Here is a 2,698-nt window from a genome sequence, read left to right on the forward strand (position 1 = left end):
TCGATTTGAACTCTGGAAACCATTCTGAATTGAAGAAACTGACGATTGAACTACTTCATGATATGAACGTCGATGTTCATATCACAGATGATGAATGGAAAAAGATAGAAATAGCTGCTGCGGCTGCTTCAAGGGCTCAGACGTATGAAGAATTTCTTGAAAAGCTTTATAAAATCAATCCAGATATAGATGTTGTTGATCGTTTTATAAATGTTAACACACGAATACGTGTCCGGTGTCGAAAATGTAATAATGAGTGGAATGCTATACCAGCACAATTATTATCCGGGTATGGGTGCAGAAAATGCGGCACCAAGAAGGCTCATTCAGAAGTTCGAAAAACACAGGCTGAATTTGTCAATCAGATGAGCGGCATTAATCCAGATATTGAAGTTATAGGAAACTATAAAAGCCGACACAGTAGGATTACAGTTCGTTGCAGGATTTGTGGCAACGAATGGTGCGCAGAAGCTGGAAGTATATTACTTGGCCGTGGTTGCCCTTGCTGCGGACGAAAAAAATCATCAGACAAGTTGAGAAAAAATCATGACACTTTTGTAAATCAGTTAAAGAGATTCAATCCAAAGATTGAAGTGATTGGGCAATATGAGAAGACTCATAGTCCTATAAAAGTGCAATGTGAAATATGCGGTAATATATGGTCCCCAGAGGCGGGAAGTTTACTAGTAGGTCAGGGATGCCCAGTATGTGGAAGAAAGCGTGCTGCCGAAAAAAATAAACGTAAAGTTATTTGTGTTGAAACGAAGCAAGTATTTCCTAGCGCAACTGATGCTGCTAAATATATGGGCTTAAAGAGTTCAACTTCAATTATTCAATCAATAAAAAAAGGTGGTAAGTCAGGTGGGTATCATTGGAATTATGCAGACGATATACATGATAATAGATAACATGATTTGTTAGGGGGACTAAATGGAAAAAACATCTATAAATATTGAGGCAAAAGGAAAACCTAAAAAAGGATACTATGCTCAAAGTGCAAATGCTTTATTTAACTTTATGGAAAAGCCGGAGTTCTTGGAAACTGCACTTTTAAAGAAGGCTCTGATTCCCAGGTATTATGTTGAAGATGTAGGATTCTTGAATTTAGAAGCCGATGGGGATAGGTATGATGATATTGAAGTGTTACAGAAGTGTTTTTGCGATATTCAGCTTTCAAAACTTTTTGCAGAATTGTATGTGAACTGTAAAGGGGAAGACTACGAAAGTCTTTCAGATAAAGACAAGCAAAGGGCTTTGTCAAAGAAGACACATCCTGATTTCTATGGTAAATATGCTATTGCATTTTCAAAAGAATGGGGTGTTGAACATAAACTACAGCCAATCAACTATTTGAATAAAAATGGTCAGGCCGCTAGGTCATTAAGCAAGGCGTTTACTGATTTGATGAGCCAGGAGGATTTGCCATTAAGTTTAATTGATGATTTATTAAATAGGTTTGCATATACGAAGCCTGTTCAGGGAACAATGGAAAAGGTGTTTTTTGATGAGAACGATAAAAAGAAAACACTTTTATATGACAAAATTTTCCATGATGAGAAGGAGTGGAGATATGTACCAGATGTAAGTCTTATGAATAATCATACATTGGAGAATGTTCACGCAAATCCACAAGCTATTGATGAACGAGATAGTTGGAATGAAAATCTTCAAGACGAAAAATATAAAGATCTTTGGCTAAATTTCAATTATGAGGATATAAAGTATCTTCTTGTTCCGGATAATGATAGCAGGGATAGACTTATAAAATATATTGTTTCTCTGCCTTCTGATAAATTTGGTTTGGAAGAAGGCATAAAGAAGCAGATAATAATTAGCAAAATAATGGTTTTAGAAAATATAAGGGAGGATATCTAAATGGCTAACAAATTAAAGGATATTTTCTCCAAAAAACCTCTTGAGAGAAAAGTGAAATTAGACTTTTATGATGAGAAAGGATATACCAACTTTATAAAAGGTCTACAAGAGCTTGGCAAAACTGGTATGCCTGTTGAAGTTAGCGGAGTAAAAGGGGTTAAAGAAACAATAGGAAATGGGGATGCAAATTATTCTGAAAAATATGAGACAAATATAGTGAAGTCTATGCTGTATCCAGCCCAGAAACCGATTGATATTAAGTTGACCACTAAATCCGGCGAAAGAATAGTAACGCTTAATAGGATAAAGGTTGATACTGGCTATTTGATACTGGCTGAAATAGGGCAAACGATCAAATTTAATCTTAAAAGTGATCTTGAAAAACAGGAGACTAAATTCAGCTATGATATAAAACAAAAACGGGCAAAAAATTTGCATGAATTGATTTTAGATTATGAAACTGCAGTGGCTTTTTGCAGGTATTTATTTAAAAATGAGGATCAGATGAAAAAGATTGAATCTGATTCAAATCGGTCTGAGATAAATAATATCAAAGGAGTCATTGATTTTTTTGACAGATCATTGACGATGTTTGAACATTTGGAATATATTTGCACCAAGTTTAAGCTAGATGTTTCGCCTGTAGATTTTGGCGAGAATAATAATTATTCAGATGTAGAAGAATTATATTATTCTACTCAGGGAATACCATTAAGAAGTGTCGAATCTTTTGGTTCGTTGAAAACCAATGCCAAGGATTTGGATTTGACAAAGAAAAATGAATTAATAGGGACTGCAGTAAACTTGACTTTTGTATCAAACG

General features: G+C 34.9%; 3 protein-coding genes. All 3 read left to right on the plus strand.

All coding sequences use genetic code 11. The features are described 5' to 3' along the window. On the plus strand, positions 1-908 hold a 908-nt coding region (locus K6D58_RS08715; RefSeq protein ID WP_296829805.1), incomplete at its 5' end, for a hypothetical protein. Positions 909-930: 22 nt separating this feature from the next. Next, the gene (locus K6D58_RS08720; protein ID WP_296829809.1) at positions 931-1,875 is read left to right on the plus strand and encodes an abortive infection system antitoxin AbiGi family protein; all 945 of its coding nucleotides are present in this window, start codon (positions 931-933) and stop codon (positions 1,873-1,875) included. Then, the coding region (locus K6D58_RS08725) for a hypothetical protein (protein WP_296829811.1) at positions 1,876-2,698 on the plus strand (823 nt) is incomplete at its 3' end. It abuts the gene before it with no gap.

The sequence above is a fragment of the Treponema sp. genome (assembly GCF_024696245.1).
Taxonomy (GTDB): domain Bacteria; phylum Spirochaetota; class Spirochaetia; order Treponematales; family Treponemataceae; genus Treponema_D.

Excerpts from the sequence above, each read along its gene's own strand:
- K6D58_RS08720 (WP_296829809.1), top strand. The coding sequence starts at position 931 with ATGGAAAAAACATCTATAAATATTGAGGCAAAAGGAAAACCTAAAAAA.